Origin of the sequence: Mangrovibacillus sp. Mu-81, from assembly GCF_036867415.1 — a bacterium.
Lineage (GTDB): Bacteria > Bacillota > Bacilli > Bacillales > Bacillaceae_B > Rossellomorea.
The window spans coordinates 1-20,605 of the sequence record NZ_JBAJHU010000013.1 but is presented as its reverse complement, the minus strand read 5'-3'; the positions used below and the strand labels follow the sequence as shown (position 1 = coordinate 20,605).

Below are 20,605 nucleotides of genomic sequence, written 5' to 3'. Positions count from 1 at the left end.
GTTCTATTTGTTGGACGTGTCAGCTCTTCAATTTAGAAGAGTGTATTTTTTTGCATAGAACCTTGCAAAATCCGCAGCACACCTTACAATAAGATGTAATACACATAGCAGCAAACATTCCAATGGATTGCACTATAATTTAAAAATAAACATCTCGCATAGACGATTTTAGATTAGATACCGAAGTCTTTCGGTGTGTAAGATTTCGTTCCGATTTAAAAATATAATCAGCACATTTGATTAGTTATAAAAGATGTAAATCAAAAGGAGAATGAATAGCATTGACAAAGTTTTCAGATTTAAATTTAAGCGCATCAACGTTGAAATCAGTTAAACGTATGGGCTTTGAAGAAGCAACCCCAATCCAGGCAAGTACAATTCCAGCAGGTCTGGAAGGCAAGGACATCATCGGCCAGGCACAAACCGGAACAGGTAAAACGACAGCATTTGGTATCCCGATGATCGAGAAGATCGATATGAAGAACCCGAACGTTCAGGCTCTTGTAATCGCTCCTACCCGTGAGCTTGCAATTCAGGTTTCGGAAGAATTATACCGCATCGGTTCAGATAAGCGTGCACGCGTATTGTCTGTATACGGCGGACAGGATATCCAGCGCCAAATCCGCGCGATGAAAAAGAACCCGCATATCATCGTTGGTACACCGGGACGTTTACTTGACCACATCAAGCGCCGCACGCTGAAGCTTGATAACGTTGAAACACTGGTACTCGACGAAGCGGACGAAATGCTGAACATGGGCTTCATCGATGACATTGAAAGCATCCTTGAAACCGTTCCAAGCACAAGACAGACACTTCTATTCTCTGCAACAATGCCGGATCCGATCCGCCGCATAGCTGAACGTTTCATGACAGATCCGGAAGTAATCAAGGTGAAATCAAAAGAAGTAACGGTTTCGAACATCGAACAATTCTTCACAAAAGTAAGTGAAAAAGAAAAATTCGATACTCTTTCCCGTTTAATCGACGTTCAATCACCAGAGCTTGCGATCGTGTTCGGTCGTACAAAACGTAGAGTAGATGAATTGGCAAGAGCTCTTAGCATCCGAGGCTACCTGGCTGAAGGAATCCACGGAGATCTTTCTCAAGCCCGTCGTATGACGGTTCTTAAGAAATTCAAAGAAGGCCGTATCGATATCCTGATCGCAACAGACGTTGCTGCTCGTGGATTAGACATTTCTGGTGTAACGCATGTTTATAACTTTGATATTCCTCAAGATCCTGAAAGCTACGTTCACCGTATCGGACGTACAGGTCGTGCAGGTAAGAAAGGTATGTCCATCACGTTTGTAACACCAAGAGAAATGGGTTACCTGAAAATCGTTGAACAAACAACGAAGAAGAAAATGACGGCCCTTAAGCCACCTAGCTTAAACGAAGCCCTAGAAGGTCAACAACGCCTGGCTCTAGAAAAATTAGCCGAAGCAGCAAAAGAAAATGATATTAAAGATTATTATCAATTAGCTGAAGAGTTCCTTGGAGATCAAGATCCTGTTCAAGCAGTAGCAGCGGCGATCCGTGTATTGACAAAAGAACCGGATACAACTCCAGTAGACATTACTGAAGAGCGTCCATTGCCATCAAGAGGCGGCGGTGGTAACCGCGGCGGCTACAAAGGCGGATCCCGCAGCGGCAAAGGCGGCGGACGCGGTGGAAGCGGCGGCCCGCGCGGCGGCGGTTCACGCGGTGGATCATCACGCGGAGGCGACCGTCGAGGCGGCGGCAGACCACAATCTTCCGGCCGACGCAAGTCATATAACAATAACTAAACGTATTTAGTGGAACACGATGACCTTTTGGGGGTTGTCGTGTTTTTTTGTTTAGGCGGCGGTTTGGCCGGGGAGGTGCAATAATTTCCATTTATTATCAAAGTCAGCATATATTAAAATTCGTCAGCATAAAATCAAATTTGTCAGCATAAATCGCAATAATTCAGCATATATCCAGAAAAGTCAGCATAAATCTTCGGTCAATAAAATTATCCTAATAATAAAGGTTTTTTGCTCCTTAAGCCGAACTTATTAAATAGTAAAAATATAAGGAGTGATAGCTTGGCTGTAAAAGAAAGAGAATTTCCGATAAGAATTCATCAAAACAATGCGTTATTAAAGAGAATTAGGAAAAATCACGAGGTGAGACCTCGCGTGGAGTCAGATTTAAAGAATATTGCAGCTGGATACAAGGGGGAAAAGACTGTAGATTATCATCTTGGTTACCTGGAAGACAAAAAATACTCCATTTTCCATAACATTAGATTGCAAGTCGGTTCACAGTACTTTCAAATTGATACCTTAATAATCACTACTTGTTATATTGTCATAATCGAAGTGAAAAACTTGGCTGGTATCATAAGAATTGATCCTCAAATAAGACAGTGTACACGCATACTTAATGATACTCAAGAAGGTTTCATAGACCCTATTTCCCAGGTGGAAAAATCAACACTTCTGTTTAAAAAATGGCTTTCTCAACATGGGTTTCAAACTACTTCGATCGAATTCCTCGTAGTAATAAGCAATCCCCAAACAACAATCGACTACACAATGAGGCCGGCGCCACATTCTCAATACACCAAAATAATTCATTCCCAAAATATTCTTCAGTATGTTACAACATTAAACAATAAATATAATAATGAAGTTATGACCAGTAAAGAAGTCCAGAAACTTAAGAAGATGTTATTAAAGAAACACTCTGTACTACTTTCAAATATTCTTGATATTTACGGCTTGACTAGGAATGAAATATTAACAGGTGTACTATGTGAACGTTGTAATAATGTTTCCCCACTAACTCGGATAAGTAATTATTGGACGTGTTTTCAGTGTTCCTATAAATCAAAAACGGCACATATTCAAGCTCTTGACGATTACTTTTTACTCATGGATGACCGTATTACAAACAGAACCCTAAGGGAATTTCTTCATATCCCTTCCCGGAACACAGCAACCTATATGCTTAAATCCCTAAACTTAAAATCCTCAGGATCAGGCAAGGGCATTTATTATTATAAATAGAATCTGCATTTTCCACCCATCCCCGCACATACTAACCACAAAAAAAGGAGCCTCAACCCAATATGACTCTCATCAGACTCGGATACGTTGCCATGAGCATGAACCTTCAAAATGCATCGCCTTCCCAGACTATGACGTTCAAGCAGTTTTCCGCGATAAAGGACAGGGAAGCGGCGATTGCCAGGCTTGAGCGGATTGCCCGTTCCAATCTTGAAAATTGCCTGCGGCTGCTGAAGCATAATGTACTTCATGACATCCACTTTTTTCGGTTCAGCTCCAAGCTGATTCCTCTTGCCAATCACCCTGAATTGAAAGGGTGGGATTTCATCTCGCCGCTTAAAGCCGAACTGCAGCATATTAAAGAATATTTACTCGCTCATCCAATGCGGGTTGATTTCCATCCGGATCATTTTGTCCTTCTGAATACCAGTGACGTGGACATTCTCAAAAATACCTTCAATACGCTCAAAATGCACAGGGACTTGCTTAAAGGAATGGGAATCGACCCGGTTCATCGATGTGTTTTACATATTGGCGGAGCTTATGATGATAAAGAAAAGGCGCTTGAACAGTTTATCCATAATTGGGGGCTCACGCCGGCACCTCTTCAGGAAATGATCATAATCGAGAATGATGATACTGTATTTAGTGCCTCGGATGCTTTATATCTTTGTGAAAAACTTGGCATTCCTCAAGTGTTCGATTATCATCATCATCTTGCCTATCATGAAAAGGATTGGCAGTCGGATTGGGAACGAATCGTATCGACGTGGAGCCAGTCGCCGCTGCCTGTGAAAATGCATATTTCCAGTCCGCGTTCTGATAGGGATTACAAGGCGCACGCTGATTACATAGAACCCTCGATGTTCATGGATTTCCTAAAAGGAATCAGGGGTTCCGTCGACCAGATTGACTGCATGATTGAAGCGAAGAAAAAAGATGACGCCCTGTTCAAATTGGTCGAAGATCTAAAGTCGGTCCAGGAAATTGAATGGGTCGATCCCTCTTCTTTTATCATTCATTAAACTGTGCCTGAACCCGCCCAGAAAGGTGTCTGCAGGCATTTTTTTTGCAGAGCTCCGTAGGGATAAAATAAAACTGCACATCGAGAATGAGCCTGTTCCAGAAACTTTTCACCCCCAAAAATGAAACCTATCCTATCTTCAAACGCAAACATACTGTAAGATTTATACAGAGTGTATTTTCATTATGGCTTCTTTCGCCTATTCATTTGCGATTTAGGATTGAATGTCCAAGAAGCGCCAAAGTTACAAAAACATACATGATGAGAAAGCAATAGAGGAGGATGGATATGAGAGGAGAGCCGCAGAAACGGATTTCGCCGAAGGCGCTGAAGGTGTGGAGGCTGCATGGCGTAATTCAGACATTGGTGCTGGCTGTTCTGGTCGCCGGGATCGTCGTGTTGGCGACAATATTTGATTGGCCAGTCTGGATTATGGCAGGGGCCATTGGTGTATTGCTCTTATTTACTTATTTAATGATCTTTTTCCTTCCGTCGGTTCGCTGGAAGCGATGGAGATATGAAGTGCGTGAGCAGGAAATTGAGCTTCAAAGAGGGCTTTTGATAGTGAAACGGACGCTGGTTCCGATGGTGAGGGTGCAGCATGTCGATACAGTGCAGGGACCGATTTTAAAGAGATATAATTTATCTACGATTACGATTTCGACGGCAGCCACGGTTCATGAAATTCCTGCACTTGAGACCGGGGAAGCCGATGAATTAAGACATTCGATATCGTTACTTGCAAGGGTGGCGGAAGATGATGTCTGAATTTAAACGGCTTCACCCGATTTCTGCCGTATCGAATTTTCTGAAACAATTAAAAGAATTGATCATCCCGTTTGTGCTGTTATTTGTACTGAATGGCAGGGGGGAGAAGGGCGGTTTCTGGGATTATATGCCCCTTATCTCGATGGGCGCGGTCCTTGTGATCGTCCTTGCGGCAGGGGTGGTCAAGTGGCTTCGTTTCACATACCGGTTAGAAAAAGGAGAGCTCAGGATCGAATACGGTCTCTTCGTGAAGAAGAAACGTTATATCCCATTTGACCGCATTCAGAGCCTGAATTTTTCAGAGGGAATCATCCACCGGCCGTTTGGCTTGGTGAAGGTGAAGGTGGAAACAGCCGGCTCGTCGAACCCAAGGGAATCAGAAGCCGAGCTGACAGCGATACGAAAAGAAGAAGCGCTGGAGCTTGAAAGAATTATTTACCGTGAAAAGAAAAAAGTTCAGCGGGCGGAAATGACAGAAGAACCTGTCGCCGGGCAAGAGGCACCGCATAAAAAAGAGACGGCTGTTTTTGAAATGAGCCAGAAAGATATCTGGGTGCTTGCCGCAACCTCAGGGGGAATTGGTGTCATTCTATCCGGGGTGGCCGTTTTCTTCTCGCAGTTCTCTGAATTCATTCCGTACGACGCGGTGTTTGATGAAATCATGGTCTTTGTCAAAAGCGGGATTGTCTTCGTGGCAGTCATGGTGTTCGTCGTCCTGCTCGCGGCATGGATTTTATCGGTAGGCTGGACATTTATCGTTTACGGTGATTTTAAAATCAGGCTGAATGATGACAATATCGTCATCACAAGGGGCTTGCTGGAGAAAAAACAGGTGACCATCCCGCTTAATAGGGTACAGGGCATACGGATCGTGGAGAATCCGGTCCGCCAGTTGTTAGGTTACTGTACAGTCGTGATTGAGAACGCGGGGGGATCTGTGCTTGAGAAAGACAGTTCGACGATCAAACTTATTCCCGTAGTCAGAAAGAAAAAGGTTCAGGGGCTCTTGCAAGCTATATTCCCTGACTATGAGCTGACGGAAGAATTTCACAGGCTTCCGAAACGTTCCCTCAGGCGATACATCTTCCGTACCGCGTTTTGGGTAATCATCCCGGTTGTCATCCTCGCGATCATGTACTGGCCGCTTGGCCTCCTCAGCATCCTGCTGGTTGTTCCTTTCAGTTTGCTGGGCTTTTATCAGTATCGTGCGGGTGGATGGGGTATCTCCGGTCAACAACTGGCACTCCAGTACCGTTGGATATTAAAACATACTGCTTATATGAAGAAGAGCAGGGTACAATCCTTCGATTCAAAACAGAGCTGGTTTCAGGCAAGGAGAAACTTGTCCAGTATTTCAACTACGCTTAAATCCGGACAAACGGGTTATTCAAGTGAGTTGAAAGATGTGGAAATGGAAAATGCAGCTGAAATGTATAAATGGTTTTCTCATGAATGAGTAAAAAGGCGGCCGGCTCGGGGTAATGAGCGGCCGCCTTTTTAGCCTTTCGGATTGACATTCATTTCTTCCCCGAAATCCATCCGATGATGAAACCGCCAAGCAGCCCGAAAAGATGGGCAGTGATGTTTATGCCGGATTGCATGAATGTCATGACCACTCCGATCACAACGATGGGGAGGATGATCTGGCGGCTTTCTTTCGTTATGAATTGTTTTTTCAGCAGGATCATGGCGATGTAGAAACCGAACAAACCGAAGATGGCTCCTGAAGCCCCCACGTGGCTGTAGGTCAGTGGTTTGATGATATAGGTAATAATATTAGCGAAAATGCCGCTCGCCAAATATAGAAGAATAAACCGGACCTTGCCCAGACGTTGTTCTAGCGGGGGTCCGAATAATACGAGTGAAAAAGAATTGAACAAAAGATGAGCGAATCCGAGATGGACGAAGATAGGGGTGATCAGTCTCCACCATTCACCTTCTTTGATATATAGATTCACACCCGCCAGCTGTTCATACACCCAAAGCTGCGGGAAAATGGGCAGTGCACTGACTAAAAAGAGCACGATATGGATGAATACGATCAGTGAAATGACCGGATATAATCGTAAAAACTGGGAGAAGCTTTCCGTTCTGACAAACATAGTGTATCCTCCTAATAGAATAGTACCGACACTGAAAAATTACATGGTTCCATTATATACTATAAATAAACTATATGAGAAAAAGGACAAGAGTAGAAGGAGATCTACATATGATTAAAGGAATAGGTTTGGATATAATCGAAATCCGACGTATACAGCAATTAGTCGAACGACAGCCGAAATTGATCAAGAGGGTTTTGACCGCAAGCGAACAGGAGCATCTGGCCGCTTTGACGGGTTCACGCTCGATTGAATTCATTGCGGGCAGGTTTGCAGCAAAGGAGGCTTTTGCAAAAGCAAAAGGGACGGGGATCGGCCATTCTCTTTCTTTTCAGGATATCGAGATAAGCAAGGACCCGAACGGCAAGCCGTTTTTTTCAAAGCCTGACGGGGTGAACGCTCATCTGTCCATCACCCACAGCAGGGAGTTTGCCGCCGCACAAGTCATCATTGAAGATTGATAAAAAAGTTCAGGCTTGTCATCTTCGCTAGCATATTCCCTTGGGTTGTCTCATATATTCAGTAGTGCAATAGGAGAGACAAGGCTAGGTATATACTGTCGGTACATCCGATTGTAAGAGAGACAAAGATAAAGAGCGTCTTTTTCTTATACTGTCTAGCTTTCCCCTCTCTCAATTACGTTTATCTTGAGACAAAAGGGGTTGAAAAAATGAAGAAAAAGCTAGTTGTACTAGTGATGGCCATGCTTGCAGTGCTGATGCTGGCTGCTTGCGGGGAGAAATCGAAGGAAGACGTGACAAAGGATCTGAAGTCAAAGGTAGAGGACATGAAGGGGTATAAAGCAGACGCCAAAATGACTCTTCAAGTTGGTGATGAACCACAGACCTACGATGTGGAAGTGTGGCATAATAACCCTAATTACTACCGGGTGGCCCTCAAAAACGCCGCGAAGGATCAAAGTCAAATGATTCTCCGGAATGACGAAGGAGTATTTGTCTTAACCCCTGCGCTGAATAAGAGCTTCCGCTTCCAAAGTGAATGGCCGAACAACAGCAGTCAGGCTTATCTGTATGAATCTCTGGTCCAGGATGTGCTTGAGGATAAGGAAGCGACCTTTAAAGAAACGAAGAATCACTATGTATTTACGACAAAGACCCGATATCAGAATAAGCAGATGCTTCCGACCCAGGAGATTACCTTTAACAAGAAAGACCTTTCCCCTGCTACCGTCAAGGTGATGGACGCGGATAATAACTCTCTTGTGAAAGTGGAATTCTCGAAAATGGATATGAAAGCGGCGTTTGATAAAAAAGACTTTGATATGAAGAAGAATATGACTGGCGCCCAGCTTGAAGTTCCGGTTACAGCAAACGTGGAAGACACGGAGTTCACTGTCCTCTACCCTATGTCTGAAATTACAGGAACCGAGTTGGTAGAGGAAAAAGAGGTGGCGACCGAAGATGGTAAACGCGTCATCTTAACGTATGATGGGGAGAAATCCTTCACGATCATCCAGGAGAAAACAACAGTGGTCCCTACCATGACGGTATCGACTTCACTGAAAGGGGAACTGGTGGACCTTGGATTCACAGTCGCTGCGATGACCGATAATTCAATACGATGGACGAGTAACGGAGTCGATTATATGCTTGCTTCCAATGACCTGACTCCATCTGAAATGGTGATGCTTGCTCAGTCCGTTCAAGGATCGATGGTGAAATAGAACGTTCAAATGGGGTGAACCAAATTGGTTTGCCTCTTTTCTTTTGGCTCTTTTAGCTCATTGCTGCTAACGCATACACTTGGGTGCGGCCTTTATACCGAACTTTGCTTATAGATTTAAGCTGCTTTTTGGAAAAAAGTCTGTTTTTTACAAGAATGCACTTGATTTGATTATAATCTGTCAAGTGGATTGTGATGCCGGCTCCCAATTAAGAATTTATGATTCCAGGGACGTTAATTGTGCCGGAATTAAAATAATCGTGCCGAAATCCCGATATTTGAGCCGCTTGTCGAAAAATCTCCATATTCCTCATGCTTACCGCGATCCATCTCAATCTAACCTCCTTCCCTTGACACTTCCAAAGATCACTTGCCTCAAAAAAATTAATTTGACACAATAAGAGAATAGATGAATAATCAAAGATATTCTTGAATAGACTGACAATGTTTTGTTGATATGAGGAAGTGACCAGAGTGGAAACACTGACGCAGTTCTTTCGTGATACTTGGGCAGAAATCAACCTGGACTATTTGAATGAAAATATTAGAAACATCAAACAGCACATCGCTTCTGATGAAGTGAAACTATTTGCTGTCGTTAAAGCGAACGCATACGGACATGGTTATGTCCAAATTGCAACAGCTGCTTTAGAAGCGGGGGCTCACGGACTTGCAGTCGCATTTCTGGATGAGGCCATTTTGCTGAGAGAGTCGGGGATAAAAGCTCCGATCCTTGTGCTCGGCGCCACTCGGGCAAAAGATGTGAAACTTGCCTCCGAGTATACTATTTCATTGACGGCCTTCAGTTTGGAGTGGTTGGAAGAAGCGGTGGAAGAATTGGAGCAAACGGCTTCCCTGAACCTGCATATTAAATGCGATACAGGGATGGGCAGAATCGGAGTCCGGTCCGCTGAAGAATTGAAACGAATGGAGAAATATATTCATACCCGCAGCTGTTTACACTTGGAAGGGATCTTCACGCACTTTGCTACGGCTGATGAATTGGATGATGCCTATCTCGATCGCCAGCTGGAGAAATTCAAAGAGATGCTGGACGTTCTTGAAGAACTTCCGACATATGTTCATTCCTCCAATAGTGCGGCAGCGCTTCGGAAATCAGAAACCTATTTCAATTCGGTGCGGATTGGTATTTCGATGTATGGACTCTCTCCCTCTCAGGAAATGAAAGAGGTGCTGCCTGTCCGATTAAAGGAAGTGTTCTCCCTGCACTCAAGGCTGATTCTTACGAAAGAGGCGGAAGCGGGGGATAAGATCAGCTACGGAGCCACGTACGAGACGTCGGGAAATGAATGGATAGGTACGATTCCGGTCGGTTATGCGGATGGATGGCTGCGGAAGCTGCAGGGCCAGGAAGTGCTTGTTGAGGGGAAAAGGGCTCAGGTAGTGGGGAGGATCTGCATGGATCAATGTATGATTTCACTTCCGCATTCTTTAAAATCAGGCACAAAGGTAACCCTTATCGGACAGCAGGGGAATGAAGCTGTTACGATAGACGAAATTGCAGAAAAGCTCGAAACGATCAATTATGAAATTCCCTGTATCATTTCCTGGAGGGTTCCAAGGGTGTATATAAGGGACGGAAAGCCAGTGGAAGTTTCTAATAAACTGCTGTCTTCCGGCTTGTGAAACGGTAAAATCTGAATTTCAATGAATAATTAGTATTTTATATGGCCGATAATAGAGGAGATTGATAAATTGTCTTTTCATTCCCACTATTTAATGGTATGATTAGTATGTTATTGAACAGAAACGGTATGTAGTGATTGGTGGAGGTGTAGTTTGTGTCTGAATCCAGCGCAACAACAGAAATCTTAATTCGTCTGCCGCAACAGCTCGTTACAGAATTAGACGGCTTTGCAGATCAAGAGAATGTGAATCGCAATGAGTTTATTTATCGTGCAACCAAAATGTATTTAAGAGAGCGTAAAAAGCGACAACTACGCGAATCTATGAGACGCGGCTATATGGAGATGGCTAAGATTAATCTTGCAATCGCTTCAGAGGCGATACAAGCAGAATATGAGGCAGAACATACAGTCGAACGCTTAGTAAGCGGAGGTTAATCCTTTGATTGTAAAGCGTGGTGACGTATATTTTGCAGATCTTTCTCCTGTAGTAGGTTCTGAACAAGGCGGAGTTCGACCGGTACTTGTCATTCAAAACGATATTGGGAACCGATTTAGTCCCACAGTGATCGTTGCTGCTATTACCGCACAAATTCAAAAAGCAAAACTTCCTACTCATGTTGAAATTGATGCAAAACGTTATGGCTTTGAACGTGATTCTGTTATCTTGCTTGAACAAATTCGAACGATTGATAAACAACGTCTGACAGATAAAATTACACATTTGGATGATGAGATGATGGAAAAAGTGGATGATGCCCTCCAAATCAGTGTCGGCCTGATCCAGTTTTAGAATTTGTTTCATACCATGTGGTTGTATCTTTACGTACGACAGTACAATAATAAATGACAACACAGCTACAAAAACAGAAGGCTTGCTGATCAAGATAAAAAATTGATCAGCAAGCCTTCTGTTTTTGTATTGGACTAGTGACTTCCGAGCTCCCATATCCCCGGTTATCCATATCTATCCTCGTGTAGAAAAATAGACCTGAGGTAAATATAGTTATTTTTATGACAAAAAACGTGTAACAATTTATAATAAATGTGAACATGGAGAAAATACCCGAAAAGGCATAGTTTTTTTCAATTAGTCATTTTTTTGTTACTATATTATTAACTGTGTTAAATGTATGCTGTTTTCTATAAAGGTTGTTACAGTTCGTACAAAGCCTGAATTCTGAATGAGCGTGGAGACGTGCTCTTTTCAAACTCAAGTTTAAACGAGTTGGGGACGTGCAATCGAAAATACCCAAGTTCCGGCATTTCCTTGTGTCTCAAGTAACAAAGTTTGCAAAAAGAGCCTGAATGTAAGCATAAGAACGGATTAGATTAAAAATACGTTACATCTTTTTGTATATAGCAATTGGTGTAAATCTCGTATGGTAGAATGGGGAGAGTTATATGTTCACCGAGATCACGGATTATATCCAGAGCAATAAGTCGGAGTTAACGGATGTTTGGATGGAGCGGATGAAGGAAGAAGCGGATGAAAAATTCCTTCAGGTTGTTTCAGATCAAATTTTCACTAAGACAAGCCATGAGTTTGTGGAAATGATTGCATCCAATCTGAGAGATTCAAACGAATTCACTTCAAGATTGGAGGATTTCGCCGATAAGGTTGTACGATTCGGATGGCCTTTGACTTTTGTTACGAGTGCATTGAGCACCTTTGCGAAAGTCGTGTATGAAGGGATGCGGAAAGACAAACTGATTACTGATGAAAATCATACCGAACAGATTGAAATATTCGATAAATGGGTTACCCCGATGTATAACAAAGTAATCAGCGCTTATACAGAATCTTGGGAAAGAACCGTATCCCTTCAAAAGATTGCGCTGCAGGAATTGTCAGCGCCGTTGATTCCTGTGTTCGAGAAGATCTCAGTGATGCCACTCGTCGGTACCATCGATACGGAAAGAGCACGTTTAATCATGGAGAACCTTCTGAACGGTGTCGTGAAGCATCGGGCTGAAGTGGTCCTTATTGATATAACAGGTGTCCCTGTAGTGGATACGATGGTCGCTCACCACATCATCCAGGCTGCAGACGCGGTTCGGCTGGTGGGTGCTAAATGCATGCTGGTAGGTATCAGACCTGAAATTGCCCAGACAATCGTTAACCTCGGGATTGACCTTAATCAATTCAGCACGAACAGCACTTTGCGAAAAGGAATTGAAAAGGCTCTTGAAATGACTGATAGAAAAATTGTTGCAGCGGAGGGATCAGAGTGAGAATACCGATTTTAAAATTGCATGATTGCTTGTTAATTTCAATCCAGTGGGAACTTGATGATCAAACGGCCCTTCAATTTCAAGAGGACCTTTTGCATAAAATACATGAAACGAGTGCGAGAGGCGTTGTCATCGATATTACATCGATCGATTTTATCGATTCTTTTATCGCCAAAGTACTTGGTGATGTTATAAATATGTCCAGATTAATGGGAGCTAAAGTTGTAATTACAGGTATTCAGCCTGCTGTTGCCATTACGTTGATCGAACTAGGCATCAGGTTGGACGATGTGCTGACCGCTCTGGATTTGGAAAAAGGTCTGGAGAAATTACAAACGGAACTGGGGGACTAGTGAATGGATAGTCAATCCTGCGTGAAGATCACGAATGAATGGGACATCGTTGCTGCCCGCCAGTTAGGAAGAAATGTGGCGAAAGAGCTGGGGTTTGGTACGGTTGACCAGGCTCGAATCACTACCGCAATCAGTGAACTGGCACGAAATATTTATCTTTATGCCGGTCATGGTCAGATATGTATAGAAAAACTTTTCGATGGCGGAAAAAAGGGAGTACGGATCATCGCTTTGGATGACGGTCCCGGTATCAACGATATCAGAAAAGTGATGGAAGACGGTTATTCCACATCAGGTGGTTTAGGAGCCGGGCTGCCTGGAGTTAAACGTTTGATGGATGAATTTAACGTAGAATCTGTACCTGGAGAAGGGACAGACATCCGGGCAACAAAATGGCTCCGCTAGGGGGAGTTACATTGAACTTTAGAGAATTGATGGATTCAAAATATAGAGAGATCATTGAGCACTACCTGAATGAACAGGATGAAAAGGCTTTGTATCTCGGTCAAAAATTCAGTCGCAAATCTATTGAGCACCATGTGTCACCGGAAGAGATCATCAGCCTTCATAAAAGTGTAATCATTGAGATGGAACCGGATATTCCGCACCATGTCCTGCATGCCTTTGATATTTTACTGGAAGTCATGATCGGATATGGGTTTGCTTATCGTGAGCACCAAAGCCTGCGGAGCAAACAGCAGGAATTGAACAATGAGATCGATATTGCTTCCAACATGCAGCAAACCCTGCTGGGGACAAGCGTGCCGGAAGTGAATGAACTCGATATCGCTGCAGTCAGCGTACCTGCGAAGAAAATGAATGGTGATTACTATCACTTTGTACAAGACGAAAACGACACAGTCAGCGTAGCCATTGCGGACGTAATCGGTAAAGGGATACCGGCTGCACTCTGTATGTCGATGATTAAATATGCGATGGACAGTCTGCCGGAATACCGTAATGAACCTAATGCCGTATTGGAAAGTTTGAACAGGGTCGTGGAACAGAACGTGGATGCAAGTATGTTCATTACGATGTTCTACGGTGTCTACAATTCTCATAAGCACTTGTTTTCTTATTCATCAGCCGGTCATGAACCCGGCTTCTTCTATAATGCAGCATCAGGCCAATTCGAAGACCTGGATGCGAAAGGGCTTTTACTTGGAGTGGATAAGAGAGCTAAGTACAGACAATATGAGAGACGGGTGGAGCTCGGGGACATGATCATCCTGTTATCTGACGGAGTCACCGAATGCCGCACGGAGGAAGGCTTTATTGAACGGGAAGATTTAGTCGAACTGATCAGTCAGCATAAACACCTGCCTTCGGATGAAATTGTGACCAATGTTTATAAAGAATTAGAGAAATTGCAGCATTTTGAACTGCGCGATGACTTCACCCTTATTATTATAAAAAGAATTTCCTGAATCTTGTTTATCTTGTTATGTAATAGGGTAAACGAATAAGAGATTTTATTATGTTGTTAAAAAAGGTGGTCTTTTTATGAACTTGTCAATAGATATCCAAGAGAGAGAAAACGAATTATTCGTGAAAGTTGCCGGCGAAATTGATGCATATACAGCACCTAAATTAAAAGAAACTCTTCAACCTTCTGCTGAAGCTGAAAATGATAAAGATATCGTTGTAGATCTTTCAGAGGTTTCCTATATGGACAGTACCGGACTGGGCGTATTCGTAGGCTTATTCAAGACTATTAATGCCCGCGGAGGCCAGTTGAAGCTAGTTGGTTTATCTGAGCGTTTACAAAGGTTGTTTGATATCACCGGTTTAGGGGATATTATGAATATAAATTCCAAAGTAGAAGGTGGAGTGGAATGATGCAAGCTTTTGATTACATCGAGATGAAGATTCCTGCAAAGCCTGAATACGTAGGGGTTATTCGTCTGACGCTGTCAGGGATATCAAGCCGTATGGGCTTTGATTATGATGCGATAGAAGACTTGAAGATCGCGACAAGCGAGGCGATCACGAATGCCGTGCAGCATGCTTACAAAGGAGATGGCGGGGAAGTGGTGGTCGGCTTTGCCCTTTACGAGGACCGACTAGAGGTAATGGTAGCTGATCATGGGGAAAGCTTCGACTTTAAAGCAATCCGAAGTGCCGTAGGACCATATCATGCAGACCATTCCGTGGAATTCCTTAGAGAAGGTGGGTTAGGTCTTTACCTTATTGAAAGTCTCATGGACGATGTGAAAGTCCATCATAAAGAGGGAGTGACGGTCTTCATGACCAAATTCCTATCAGGAGAGCAGGTGGAGAGGGATGAAAAAACTATCTCAACCTAACCAGCAGGAACAAAAGGAAAAAGTCCTTCAATGGATCAAAGCTTATCAGGAGCATCAGGACGATGATGCTCAAAGTCAGCTAATTCTCCATTATCAGAATCTTGTTGAGTCGATTGCAAGGAAATATTCCAAAGGCAGATCATTTCACGAAGATATTATTCAAGTGGGAATGATCGGGCTGCTTGGGGCAATCAGACGTTACGATGAATCGTTTGGAAGATCCTTTGAAGCTTTTGCAATCCCCACCGTCATCGGGGAAATCAAGCGTTTCCTCCGTGATAAGACATGGAGCGTCCATGTCCCGAGACGGATCAAAGAGCTCGGCCCGAAGATTAAATCCACCGTCGAAGAATTAACCAATAAATTGGAACGTTCTCCACAAGTTCATGAAATTGCTGAGTATCTTGAAGTGAGTGAAGAAGAAGTGCTGGAAGCAATGGAGATGGGCAGGAGTTACCAAGCCCTTTCAGTGGACCATTCCATAGAAGCTGATTCTGAGGGAAGTACCGTTACAATCTTAGATATTGTAGGGAATCAGGATGAAGGTTATGAAAAGGTCAATCAGCGCATGGTACTGGAGAAAGTACTGCATGTTCTTTCTGAAAGGGAGAAAGCGATTATCCAATATACGTATTTGGAAAACCTGAGTCAGAAAGAAGCCGGCGAGAAACTTGGCATTTCTCAAATGCATGTCTCCCGTTTGCAGCGCAGAGCGATCAAGAAACTGCGTGAAGCCATCCAAGATGAGGCTTTCGAGTCGGAGAGTCCTTATTAATGGGTTATTTTCAACAAAATGAAATTGAGTTGTATGCAGAACAAGTGTCAAAAAACGGGAACCCTTATTGTGGGGACAGTTATTATTATGCCTCTACAAATGATTACTTTGTCTGTGTGTTAGCCGATGGTTTGGGAAGTGGGAAGTATGCTTATGAATCTTCTCATGAAGTAGTAGAAATCGTGGAACAGAATCATCATGAGGATGTAGGGATCCTCATGGATTTATGCAATAACGCGCTTCAAAAGAAACGTGGAGCTGCAGTCGCGATTATAAAGGCATATTACCACTCGAAAGAATTTGTCTATAGTTGTGTCGGTAATATCAGGTTTTACATGTATTCTCCTGAAGGAAAGATTACATATCCTTTGCCTGTGACGGGCTTTCTATCTGGAAGACCACAGAAGTATCAGACAAAACGTTATTCCTACGAAGCAAACTCAAGATTTCTGCTGCATTCGGATGGATTGAATATTTCAGGTGTTAAGGCTGTCCTTCAAAAGTATCCTACACTGCATAGCACTATGCATGACATCCAATCCTTAGTGGATGGAACCGCTGATGATACCACCTATATAGTAGGAAGCTTGCTCTAATCAGGGTAAGCTTTCTTTTTTTGCTTGAACCTATGGTAAACTTATTGAGAACCCTTGTAGATGGAGGTCGAAACATTGACTGTAATGATAACGAATCAAGAAAACTTACTGCAAATCGTTTCAAAGAACGTGAATGTATCTCTTAAAAACGTAAAGAATGTCATTTCCTTATTGGAAGAAGGTAACACGGTGCCATTCATTGCCCGCTATCGTAAGGAGCAAACGGGGGCATTGGACGAAGTACAGATCAAAGACATAATGGAGCAGTGGAATTACCTGCAAAATCTCGAGCAGCGAAAAGAAGAAGTCCTTCGGCTGATCGATGAACAAAATAAACTGACAGATGAATTGTCTCAAGCAATAAAAAAAGCTGACAAATTACAAAAGGTCGAGGATCTATATCGTCCTTATAAACAAAAACGGCGCACCAAGGCAACGGTAGCCAAAGAAAAAGGGTTGGAGCCTTTAGCTCAGTGGATCTTAACATTTCCAACGGCGAGCAATGTTGATAATGAAGCGGCCCGTTATGTTTCTGAAAAAAATGACGTGAAGACAGCTGAAGAAGCGCTTGCCGGAGCCAAGGATATCATCGCAGAAACCATCTCCGACGAGGCGGCTTATCGTGAATACATACGAAATCACACATTTCGAAAGGGCATAATCGAAACAAAGGTGAAGAATGAAGATAAAGATGAGAAGAATGTTTTCGAAATGTACTATGAATACCGGGAGCCCGTGAACAAGGTCGTACCGCACCGGGTGCTCGCGATGAATAGAGGAGAAAAAGAGGATATTATTAAAGTGAATATCCTGCCGGACGCGGAGGACATCCTTCAATATTTACAAAGACAAGTTATCAAAAATGTACATTCTCCAGTGGCGGCTATTGTAAAGGAAGCAATCGAGGACAGCTACAAACGGCTGATTCAGCCCTCTGTCGAAAGGGAAATACGCAATGATTTAACAGAAAAGGCAGAGAATCAAGCCATTCATATTTTCTCGGAAAATCTGAGGAAGCTTCTCTTACAGCCTCCAATGAAAGGAAAAATGGTATTGGCTGTGGATCCAGCTTACCGAACGGGCTGCAAGCTTGCCGTTATTGACGAAACAGGGAAAATGCTTAAAGTGGATGTTATTTATCCACACCCGCCTAAGTCAAATAAAGCTGCATCTGAAGATGTCATGAAAAAGATGATCAATCAATATTCAATAGAGGTTGTGGCCATCGGGAACGGAACGGCTTCCAGGGAAACGGAGCAATTTGTGGCAGATGTCCTGAAGAATATTGATAATGAAATATTCTACTTAATTGTGAATGAAGCCGGGGCCAGCGTTTACTCCGCTTCCGATGTGGCAAGGGAAGAATTCCCCTCCCTTCAAGTGGAGGAAAGAAGTGCAGTTTCGATTGCCAGAAGACTGCAGGATCCGCTTGCTGAACTGGTGAAAATTGACCCGAAATCAGTGGGAGTGGGGCAATACCAGCATGATGTCTCCCAGAAGAAACTGAACGAATCACTTACTTTCGTGGTTGAGACAGCCGTCAACCAGGTGGGGGTAAATGTCAATACAGCCTCCTCTTCCTTGCTGCAGTATGTGGCGGGTCTCTCGAAGACGGTCGCCAATAATATCGTAAAAAAAAGAGAAGAAGAGGGTAAATTCAAGTCCAGGGCTCAATTAAAGAAGATACCAAGACTAGGCGCCAAGACGTATGAACAAAGTATAGGATTCCTTCGCATCATGGAAGGCAAAGAACTGCTGGATCGCACGCCGATTCACCCGGATAACTACGGAGATGTTAAACAGCTTCTTTCCAAGACGGGATTCAGCGTGGAAGCGATCGGCAGCGAGGAGTTAAAACAGGCATTTAATCAACTGAATCTTAATGAAGTATCAGAAGAACTGGGTATCGGTAAGCTGACTCTTAAAGATATCATCGATGCTTTGGTTCGCCCGGGCAGGGATCCCCGTGACGAATTCCCTAAGCCGCTGCTGAAGAAAGATGTACTGAAACTTGAGGATCTCACGGAAGGAATGGAACTTCAAGGCACGGTTCGGAATGTAGTCGATTTCGGTGCGTTTGTCGATGTAGGTGTCAAGCAGGACGGACTCGTCCATATTTCCAAGCTGAAACAAGGATTCGTCAAACACCCGTTGGATGTCGTGTCGGTTGGAGATGTAGTAACGGTCTGGGTTGACAGCGTCGATGTGAAAAAAGGAAGAGTAGCTCTGACCATGATTCAAGCATGATATAAGGTAAAAATAATGAAGAGCTGACTTGATGGCGGGAATGGTCATCAAATTAGCTTTTTCTTTTGTCCAGCTCCAGGGCTTAGAGGCACATGTCATAAGCCAAACCGTCCAAAAAGGCAAAAAGCGCCTTCCCGGCCGATTCGTCTTATGCCACACGCCTCTGAGCAAAGCCCTTCCGCTTTTCTATTTGTCCAGCTCCGGCGGCTAGGCCCTCGAGGTCATAAGCTAAATGGTCCAAGAAGGCAAAAAACGCCTTCTCAGCCCATTCATCTTATGCTTGTCGGACCTGAGCGAGCCGCCTCCGCATTTCTTATTGTCCAGCTCCGGCTAGGCCCTCGAGGTCATAAGCTAAATGGTCCAAGAAGGCAAAAAACGCCTTCTCAGCCCATTCATCTTATGCTTGTCGGGCCTGAGCGAGCCGCATGCGCTTTTTTGAAATCATTAGTGTGGGAAGTTTTTCTTCCTATAAAAATTCCAGCATTGATTAAGAAGTCTAATCTGATAACGATTTTTCTCTAGATATGCCTTCCTCATCTGATTGACGAGCCAGTTTGGCATAAGGTACCCTCCTTATTCCAATCTCCCAGATTTTTGATCCGTCAGCCGGTGCCTATACCTCCAGTATGTTATATAATCTATATGTATGAAAGAAAAGATTGTCCCGTGCCGAAAAACGGGAAATGGTGAGGAGAATAGTATGACGAACTATGAGCTGCAAACCTTGGTTGAAGAAATTTCACTTCAGTATTTTCATAAACCATTTCGTCATAGAGCCTATTTCAATCCAAGACTCAGGACGACAGGCGGAAGATACATGCTGGGTAGCCATAATATTGATCTCAACCGAAAGTATTTGGAAGAACACGGAACAGCGGAACTGGTTGGAATTATCAAACATGAACTTTGTCATTACCATCTTCATATTGAAGGCAGAGGCTACAAACACAGAGATCCCGATTTCAGAAACCTGCTCCAAAAAGTAGATGCCCCGAGGCATTGTTCCGCACTGACAACAACTAACAGGAACCAGCGTAACCTGATCTACTCGTGTTCAAAATGCAATCTGACATTCAAGAGGAAAAGAAGGATCAATACATCTAAATATGTATGCGGTCGCTGTAAGGGAAAACTTGTTTTTCGGGAAGAGATAAAACAAGACTCCTAAGCGGCTGATAAAGGAGTAAGCTGAAGTATTTTCGGCTTGAAAATCTCCTTTGAAACAGTTGACAAGAAGTAGTAGAGTCATTATAATCGAAAGAGTCGATAAGACATTTATTAAAAGCGTTAGAATACTTCACGTTCCGCAGTAGCTCAGTGGTAGAGCTATCGGCTGTTAACCGATCGGTCGCAGGTTCGAATCCTGCCTGCGGAGCCATTTTTATGGAGAAGTACTCAAGTGGCTGAAGAGGCGCCCCTGCTAAGGGTGTAGGTCGGGCAACTGGCGCGAGGGTTCAAATCCCTCCTTCTCCGCCATACTATTTGATCATTATCCTGGCCCGTTGGTCAAGCGGTTAAGACACCGCCCTTTCACGGCGGTAACACGGGTTCGAATCCCGTACGGGTCATTTTTCAATTTCACCTTCGCCGAAGCATATTAATGACATTGCTAAAGCAAATAAATGAAAAATCTTTTTTTTACGCGCAAAAATAGTTATTTAGCTATCACAAACAACTTTGGTCCGGTAGTTCAGTTGGTTAGAATGCCTGCCTGTCACGCAGGAGGTCGCGGGTTCGAGTCCCGTCCGGACCGCCAGAATATTTATTTAAAAAAGTGATTGACGATAAACAGTTGGACATGTTATTATATAAACCTCGTCACTTTTTGAGGC

At 43.5% G+C, this 20,605-nt stretch carries 22 protein-coding genes and 4 tRNA genes; 24 read left to right on the top strand and 2 right to left on the bottom strand.

What is annotated here, in order from left to right:
* The first annotated feature begins 281 nt into the window (after positions 1-281).
* The 5 genes from V6B33_RS19150 to V6B33_RS19130 all read left to right on the top strand — a co-directional run bounded on the left by V6B33_RS19150 (position 282) and on the right by V6B33_RS19130 (position 6,286).
* Positions 282-1,790, top strand: a complete 1,509-nt coding sequence (locus V6B33_RS19150; protein ID WP_334219279.1) for a DEAD/DEAH box helicase — start codon at positions 282-284, stop codon at positions 1,788-1,790.
* 282 nt (positions 1,791-2,072) lie between these two features.
* On the top strand, positions 2,073-3,038 hold the full coding sequence (locus tag V6B33_RS19145; RefSeq protein WP_334219278.1) for a nuclease-related domain-containing protein: 966 nt from the start codon (positions 2,073-2,075) through the stop codon (positions 3,036-3,038).
* Positions 3,039-3,100: 62 nt separating this feature from the next.
* Positions 3,101-4,063: a UV DNA damage repair endonuclease UvsE gene (gene uvsE / locus V6B33_RS19140; protein ID WP_334219277.1), complete on the top strand. Its 963-nt coding sequence runs from the start codon at positions 3,101-3,103 to the stop codon at positions 4,061-4,063.
* A gap of 287 nt (positions 4,064-4,350) precedes the next feature.
* Entirely contained in the window at positions 4,351-4,830 is a 480-nt protein-coding gene (locus V6B33_RS19135) for a PH domain-containing protein (RefSeq protein ID WP_334219276.1), read from the top strand.
* Positions 4,820-6,286, top strand: a complete 1,467-nt coding sequence (locus tag V6B33_RS19130; RefSeq protein ID WP_334219275.1) for a PH domain-containing protein — start codon at positions 4,820-4,822, stop codon at positions 6,284-6,286. Before V6B33_RS19135 ends, V6B33_RS19130 begins: the two co-directional genes overlap by 11 nt.
* A gap of 61 nt (positions 6,287-6,347) precedes the next feature.
* Here V6B33_RS19130 and V6B33_RS19125 read toward each other — a convergent pair whose 3' ends face one another.
* A complete protein-coding gene (locus V6B33_RS19125) occupies positions 6,348-6,932 on the bottom strand; it encodes a rhomboid family intramembrane serine protease (protein ID WP_334219274.1) in 585 nt (194 codons plus the stop codon).
* A gap of 110 nt (positions 6,933-7,042) precedes the next feature.
* On the opposite strand from V6B33_RS19125, the gene acpS reads away from it, so the two are divergent.
* The 14 genes from acpS to V6B33_RS19055 all read left to right on the top strand — a co-directional run bounded on the left by acpS (position 7,043) and on the right by V6B33_RS19055 (position 18,773).
* Positions 7,043-7,393 carry a holo-ACP synthase gene (gene acpS / locus V6B33_RS19120; RefSeq protein WP_334219273.1) on the top strand — a complete coding sequence of 117 codons (351 nt, stop codon included), beginning with the start codon at positions 7,043-7,045 and terminating at the stop codon, positions 7,391-7,393.
* A 209-nt stretch (positions 7,394-7,602) separates the two neighbouring features.
* On the top strand, positions 7,603-8,616 hold the full coding sequence (locus tag V6B33_RS19115; RefSeq protein WP_334219272.1) for a LolA family protein: 1,014 nt from the start codon (positions 7,603-7,605) through the stop codon (positions 8,614-8,616).
* A 473-nt stretch (positions 8,617-9,089) separates the two neighbouring features.
* The gene (gene alr, locus V6B33_RS19110) at positions 9,090-10,262 is read left to right on the top strand and encodes an alanine racemase (protein WP_334219271.1); all 1,173 of its coding nucleotides are present in this window, start codon (positions 9,090-9,092) and stop codon (positions 10,260-10,262) included.
* A 155-nt stretch (positions 10,263-10,417) separates the two neighbouring features.
* Positions 10,418-10,699: a CopG family ribbon-helix-helix protein gene (locus V6B33_RS19105; RefSeq protein WP_032085355.1), complete on the top strand. Its 282-nt coding sequence runs from the start codon at positions 10,418-10,420 to the stop codon at positions 10,697-10,699.
* A gap of 4 nt (positions 10,700-10,703) precedes the next feature.
* Positions 10,704-11,054 carry a type II toxin-antitoxin system endoribonuclease NdoA gene (gene ndoA, locus V6B33_RS19100; RefSeq protein WP_006838214.1) on the top strand — a complete coding sequence of 117 codons (351 nt, stop codon included), beginning with the start codon at positions 10,704-10,706 and terminating at the stop codon, positions 11,052-11,054.
* A 611-nt stretch (positions 11,055-11,665) separates the two neighbouring features.
* Positions 11,666-12,496 carry an RsbT co-antagonist protein RsbRA gene (locus tag V6B33_RS19095; protein ID WP_334219270.1) on the top strand — a complete coding sequence of 277 codons (831 nt, stop codon included), beginning with the start codon at positions 11,666-11,668 and terminating at the stop codon, positions 12,494-12,496.
* Complete coding sequence (locus V6B33_RS19090; RefSeq protein WP_058300003.1) at positions 12,493-12,849, top strand: STAS domain-containing protein; 357 nt, start codon at positions 12,493-12,495, stop codon at positions 12,847-12,849. The genes V6B33_RS19095 and V6B33_RS19090 overlap by 4 nt, the downstream gene beginning before the upstream one ends.
* Before the next feature lie 3 nt (positions 12,850-12,852).
* The gene (locus tag V6B33_RS19085) at positions 12,853-13,254 is read left to right on the top strand and encodes an anti-sigma regulatory factor (protein WP_172251688.1); all 402 of its coding nucleotides are present in this window, start codon (positions 12,853-12,855) and stop codon (positions 13,252-13,254) included.
* An 11-nt stretch (positions 13,255-13,265) separates the two neighbouring features.
* Positions 13,266-14,276: a PP2C family protein-serine/threonine phosphatase gene (locus tag V6B33_RS19080; protein ID WP_334219269.1), complete on the top strand. Its 1,011-nt coding sequence runs from the start codon at positions 13,266-13,268 to the stop codon at positions 14,274-14,276.
* Positions 14,277-14,352: 76 nt separating this feature from the next.
* Entirely contained in the window at positions 14,353-14,688 is a 336-nt protein-coding gene (locus V6B33_RS19075; RefSeq protein WP_334219268.1) for an anti-sigma factor antagonist, read from the top strand.
* Positions 14,685-15,155, top strand: coding sequence for an anti-sigma B factor RsbW (gene rsbW, locus V6B33_RS19070; RefSeq protein WP_334219267.1), 471 nt, complete (start codon positions 14,685-14,687; stop codon positions 15,153-15,155). The genes V6B33_RS19075 and rsbW overlap by 4 nt, the downstream gene beginning before the upstream one ends.
* The gene (sigB, locus tag V6B33_RS19065) at positions 15,133-15,930 is read left to right on the top strand and encodes an RNA polymerase sigma factor SigB (protein ID WP_334219266.1); all 798 of its coding nucleotides are present in this window, start codon (positions 15,133-15,135) and stop codon (positions 15,928-15,930) included. The genes rsbW and sigB overlap by 23 nt, the downstream gene beginning before the upstream one ends.
* Complete coding sequence (locus V6B33_RS19060; RefSeq protein ID WP_334219265.1) at positions 15,930-16,526, top strand: PP2C family serine/threonine-protein phosphatase; 597 nt, start codon at positions 15,930-15,932, stop codon at positions 16,524-16,526. The genes sigB and V6B33_RS19060 overlap by 1 nt, the downstream gene beginning before the upstream one ends.
* Positions 16,527-16,610: 84 nt before the next feature.
* Positions 16,611-18,773, top strand: a complete 2,163-nt coding sequence (locus V6B33_RS19055) for a Tex family protein (protein WP_334219326.1) — start codon at positions 16,611-16,613, stop codon at positions 18,771-18,773.
* A gap of 444 nt (positions 18,774-19,217) precedes the next feature.
* On the opposite strand, the gene cmpA is transcribed toward V6B33_RS19055, so the two are convergent.
* On the bottom strand, positions 19,218-19,334 hold the full coding sequence (gene cmpA / locus V6B33_RS19050) for a cortex morphogenetic protein CmpA (RefSeq protein ID WP_334219264.1): 117 nt from the start codon (positions 19,332-19,334) through the stop codon (positions 19,218-19,220).
* A 139-nt stretch (positions 19,335-19,473) separates the two neighbouring features.
* Between cmpA and V6B33_RS19045 the strand changes: the two genes are divergently transcribed.
* The 5 genes from V6B33_RS19045 to V6B33_RS19025 all read left to right on the top strand — a co-directional run bounded on the left by V6B33_RS19045 (position 19,474) and on the right by V6B33_RS19025 (position 20,529).
* Positions 19,474-19,941, top strand: a complete 468-nt coding sequence (locus V6B33_RS19045) for a SprT family protein (protein ID WP_334219263.1) — start codon at positions 19,474-19,476, stop codon at positions 19,939-19,941.
* Positions 19,942-20,076: 135 nt separating this feature from the next.
* Positions 20,077-20,151, top strand: a tRNA-Asn gene (locus V6B33_RS19040).
* Positions 20,152-20,158: 7 nt separating this feature from the next.
* A tRNA-Ser gene (locus V6B33_RS19035) sits at positions 20,159-20,249 on the top strand.
* A gap of 20 nt (positions 20,250-20,269) precedes the next feature.
* A tRNA-Glu gene (locus V6B33_RS19030) sits at positions 20,270-20,341 on the top strand.
* A gap of 111 nt (positions 20,342-20,452) precedes the next feature.
* A tRNA-Asp gene (locus V6B33_RS19025) sits at positions 20,453-20,529 on the top strand.
* Positions 20,530-20,605 lie beyond the last annotated feature (76 nt).